3 protein-coding genes are annotated in these 5,103 nt (G+C 39.7%); all 3 read left to right on the forward strand.

Annotation, left to right across the window (positions count from 1 at the left end):
• Nucleotides 1-423: 423 nt before the first annotated feature.
• The 3 genes from AB1444_16130 (at nt 424) to AB1444_16140 (ending at nt 4,867) form a co-directional block, all read left to right on the forward strand.
• Nucleotides 424-2,286 carry an acyl-CoA dehydrogenase gene (locus tag AB1444_16130; GenBank protein MEW6528184.1) on the forward strand — a complete coding sequence of 621 codons (1,863 nt, stop codon included), beginning with the start codon at nt 424-426 and terminating at the stop codon, nt 2,284-2,286.
• Between the two features lie 303 nt (nt 2,287-2,589).
• Nucleotides 2,590-4,032, forward strand: coding sequence for a menaquinone biosynthesis decarboxylase (locus AB1444_16135; GenBank protein ID MEW6528185.1), 1,443 nt, complete (start codon nt 2,590-2,592; stop codon nt 4,030-4,032).
• A complete protein-coding gene (locus AB1444_16140; GenBank protein MEW6528186.1) occupies nt 4,022-4,867 on the forward strand; it encodes a UbiA-like polyprenyltransferase in 846 nt (281 codons plus the stop codon). Before AB1444_16135 ends, AB1444_16140 begins: the two co-directional genes overlap by 11 nt.
• Nucleotides 4,868-5,103: the final 236 nt, after the last annotated feature.

The raw sequence follows: 5,103 nt of genomic DNA on the forward strand, positions 1-5,103 counted from the left end.
AAAGTGCAAGGGTACGGTGTTTTTTTAACCATTGATTGGTTTTCTTTTTCATTGAAATGCTGGCAGCATAGAGCAGCACAACAAGTCCAATAAACATAAATAATGCATGAAATACAATTGGTAATGGTATACTCATGGTTAACCTCCATTTATAAAAAATTTTTTATAATATATAATACGTTGTAGTAGTGCAAAATATAATGGAATTATATACTCACCTCTTTACAGGGCATTTATCAAATATTTTTTACCTGAAAAAAAGTAATAAGTAAAACCTGGCATAATAGTATAGTGTGGCTTTTTGAAAGGTCAATAAAATAAAATTGGAGTAGTTACTTTCATACAATAAAAAATTTGTGAAGAGCAAATTATATACTATATTTATATATATAAATTTTAATAAATATTATTATGAGGTTGTTTATGGGTTTGATAGTTGACAGACGAGATCAGGAATTTGTGTTGTATGAGATGCTGGGATTGCAGGAATTGTTTGCAACAGCACGTTTTTCAGACTACTCCAAAGATATGTTTGATATGGCAATTGATCTTTCAAAGCGTATTTCTGAAGAGGAAGTTTTGCCAAGGTACATGGAAGGCGATAGAGAAGGGGCAAAACTGGTTAATGGCGAAGTCAAAGTTCCCCAATGTTATCACTATCTTCACAAAATAATGAATGACAGTGGCCTTTTTACCATGGCAGTATCCCCGGAAGCAGGTGGTCAGGGGTTTCCGTATGTGATTGATTTAGCTGCACGCGAATACTATGTATTCAATATGGGATTTTTATTATATCCCGAAGCTGCAGTTGGGGCAGCTCACCTCATTGAAGTGTATGGTACTGAAGAGCAAAAGAAGAAATACATGTATAAGATGTATGAAGGCAAATGGGGTGGCACAATGGTATTGACTGAGCCTGAAGCAGGTTCGGATGTTGGAAATTTAAAGACAAAAGCTATTCCACAGCCTGATGGAACGTATAAAATTGTGGGAAGCAAAATATTTATTTCCGGTGGCGATTCAGACCTTTTTGAAAATATTGTACATCCGGTGCTGGCACGAATTGAAGGTGACCCGGCAGGTACCAGTGGCATTTCCATATTTCTAGTTCCCAAGTATCTGGTAAATGATGATGGTACATTAGGAAGAAAAAATGATGTAACTATTACTGGCATAGAGCACAAGATGGGATTGAAAGGCAGTGCTACCTGTTCAATGAGTTTTGGTGATAATGGCAATTGTTATGCTGAACTATTGGGTCAACCTCGTCAGGGCATGAAAATAATGTTTCAGATGATGAATGAAGCCCGTCTGGGTATGGGTCTGCAGGGTCTTGGTACTGCTTCAATTGCATACCTCCATGCATTACATTATGCACAGGAGCGAAAGCAGGGGGCAGATCTATTGAATATGCAAAATCCAGAAGCACCACGTGTTTCAATTATCAATCATCCTGATGTTCGTAGAATGCTTTTGTGGATGAAATCACATGTTGAGGGCATGCGTGCACTTGTCTATTTATGTGCACTTGCTATAGACCGCAAAGAAGCAAGTGAAGGTGAAGAAGCTGAAAAATGGCATGGAATTATGGAATTGCTTGTTCCCATAACCAAGGCATATTGTACTGATATGGGCTTCAGGGTAACAGAGCTTGCTATTCAAATTTATGGCGGTTATGGCTATTGCCAGGATTATCCGGTTGAACAGTTCATGCGTGATTTAAAAATTGCATCTATATATGAAGGCACCAATGGCATACAGGCACTTGATTTGGTTGGCCGAAAGATGTCGCAGAAGAAAGGGGCAAACTTCATTAATTTCCTTGGCGAGATTAATAAAACTATTGCACGCTACAAGGATAATCCACGGCTTGCTGATATTTCAAAGGATGTTCAGGATGCAGTTAATCTACTGGCTGACATGGGCATGTTCTTTGTTCAGTGTGGCAAAGAAGGCAAGTTTTTAATTCCAATCAGCAATGCGTATTCGTTCTTAAATCTTATGGGAACTGTTGCTTTGGGCTGGCTACTTTTTTGGCAAAGTGGTATTGCGTATGAAAAACTTGACGAAATCTGCAAACAGAATAATGTTGACGTAAATGATAAAAAAGCCGTTGCACAACTGGCAAAAGACCATAAAGATGCAGCATTCTATTCTGGTAAGATTCACAGTGCACGCTACTATATAACGCATGTACTGCCACATGCGCAGGCATATGCAAAAGCAATAAAGAGCCAAAATCTTTCAATGCTTGACATTCCGGAAGAAGGCTTTGCGATAGAGTAAGCAGGTTGTCACGCGTCACAATCAACACTAAAGCGGGTGTCCCAAAAGACACCTCTTTGCAATGACTTTTGCCTTCCTGTCATTGCGAGGAACGAAGTGACGAAGCAATCTTGCTTTTGAGGGGCATTGAGATTGCTTCACTTCGTTCGCAATGACATTGCGCTCACGCCATTGCATGCCCTATCGTTTCTTTTGAGACGGCCCCTTTTTTTATAGTAACTATCGCACATATAAAAAATACTTGCGTTAACGGTATTTGTATGGCCGATAGTTACCAACTATACATGTGAAAATGAGGAGTACGTGGCATATAAAAATTTACAAAACTTTATTATTGCCTTAGAAAATGCTGGTGAGCTGAAACGTATAACTGCGGAAGTAGATCCATATTTAGAGATTACAGAAATAGCTGACAGGATGAGTAAAACAGGTGGTCCTGCGCTTTTATTTGAAAAGGTTAAGGGGTCAGCATTTCCAGTGCTCATCAATGCGTTTGGAAGCTACAAACGTATGCAGATGGCTTTACAGTGCAATTCATTTGATGAGATTGGACAAAAAATTTTTAATCTCATCACCATGCAGCCGCCAAAAACATTTGCTGAAAAAATGAAAGCACTGTTTACGTTGAAAGACATTGTAAAGATAATGCCAAAAGAAGTGAGTAAAGCGCCGTGCCAAAAACACGTGCTAACTCAGGGAGCCTTGCTTGATGCTTTGCCCATTGTAACCTGCTGGCCAAAGGATGGTGGTCCCTTTATTACATTACCTATTGTGATAACAAAGGATCCTGAAACAGGGATTCAAAATGCAGGGATGTATCGCATGCACAAGTTTTCAAACGCCACAACCGGTATGCACTGGCAGTATAACAAAGACGGTGCACGTCATTACCGCAAATATTGTCAGTTGCAAAAACGAATGCCGATTGCAGTAGCCCTTGGAGCAAGCCCGGCTATTACATACGCTGCAACGGCACCATTGCCACCTGATATCGATGAGATGTTGTTTGCCGGTTTTTTAGAAGGTGAGCCGGTTGAGCTTGTAAAAGCGCACACAGTGGATTTGCTGGTACCTGCTGAAGCTGAGTTTATCATTGAGGGCTATGTTGATCCCGGTGATGAAACCATTGAGGGACCATTTGGTGATCACACTGGATTTTATTCTCCCGCTGACAGGTATCCTGTGTTTCATGTTACCTGTATAACAATGCGCGATAATCCTGTATATCCGGCAACAGTTGTGGGTAAACCCCCAATGGAAGACTGCTACATGGCTAAAGCCACCGAGCGAATATTTTTGCCATTTTTAAAGATGCTGGTACCTGAAATTGTTGATATTGAACTTCCGCTTGAAGGTGTGTTTCACAATTGTGCACTGGTAGCAATAAAGAAAGAATATCCCGGGCAGGCAAAGAAGGTTATCAATGTCCTGTGGGGTTTGGGTCAGATGGCATCAACAAAATTTATTGCGGTGTTTGATGATGATATTCATCTTAGGGATTATAGCACGGTGGTGTGGAAGCTATTAAACAACGTTGACCCACGCAGGGATTTAATGATAGTGGAAGGACCGCTGGATGCACTTGACCATTCGGCAAGCTATGCCAATTTTGGTGGGAAGATGGGCATTGATGCAACACGAAAAACAAAGGAAGAAGGCATGGGCAGAGAGTGGCCCGAGGAAATAAAAATGGATCCTGCTATTATTGAACTGGTAAACAAAAGGTGGAAAGAGTATGGATTTTAAAAAGCTTTCACAACTTATTTTGATAGAACAAACAGTGTTTGCGCTGCCATTTGCATATTTAGGCATTCTTTTTGCAGGCGGTGGCAGGCTTTCTACATGGATATTTGCTTCAGTTGCGCTCATTTCTGCACGAACTGCCGGAATGTGCTTCAACAGGCTTATTGATGCTGACATTGATGCAAAAAATCCCCGCACTAAAGATCGCGCGTTACCTAAAGGTGAGGTTACCCGTAATGAAGTATTGCGTGTTGCGGTTATTGCATGTGTTGTTTTCGTGCTGTCATCGTACATGCTCAATATGCTGTGTTTTTATCTTTCATTTGTGGCGATAGTTCTTTTAATAAGCTATTCATATTTCAAAAGGTTTTCATCAGCTTCGCATCTGTATTTGGGATTTGTGGAAGCAGCAGCACCTATTGGAGGATACTTAGCTGTGGCAGGCAAATTTGACCTGATACCGTTTATATTAGGTTTTGCCATCATGATGTGGATTGCTGGTCTTGATGTGGTATATGCGCTACTTGATGTTGACTTTGATAGACAGGAAGGCTTATATTCAATACCTTCACGGTATGGTGTAGATAAAGCCTTAGTTATTTCAGCTTTGTTGTATGTGTTATCGTTTAGTTCGCTTATTGCTCTGGGTGTTATGACTAACCGTAGAGAAGCATACTGGATAGGTGTGCTTTGCGTTGGAATTATTTTTATGTATCAGCAGAAGTTAGCCCGCAGCAGTGATGTTCAGCATGCAATAAAGGAATTTTTTAAGGTCAATTCATTCATATCACCAGTACTGTTTTTAGCAACATTAGTTGATGTGTTTTTTGTTATGTGAAGGTATGTGTCTTTCCCCTTTTCTTTGACACTTTTTATTACCGCCTGGAAAAAAGAAAATACATAAAATTAAAAAGCAATTTCAGTAATAATTCTTTAAAAAATTAATTTAGGGGCCGTCTCAAAACAAACTATGGGACGGCCTTTTTTTTTATTTTAAGTACTTGATACTGAAAAAAATTAAAAAATCCCATTTACTACTCATTTTCATGCAGGAATTTTCATCATATTATGGGC

This window comes from Spirochaetota bacterium, assembly GCA_040756435.1.
In the GTDB taxonomy this organism is placed as follows: Bacteria; Spirochaetota; UBA4802; order UBA4802; family UB4802; genus UBA4802.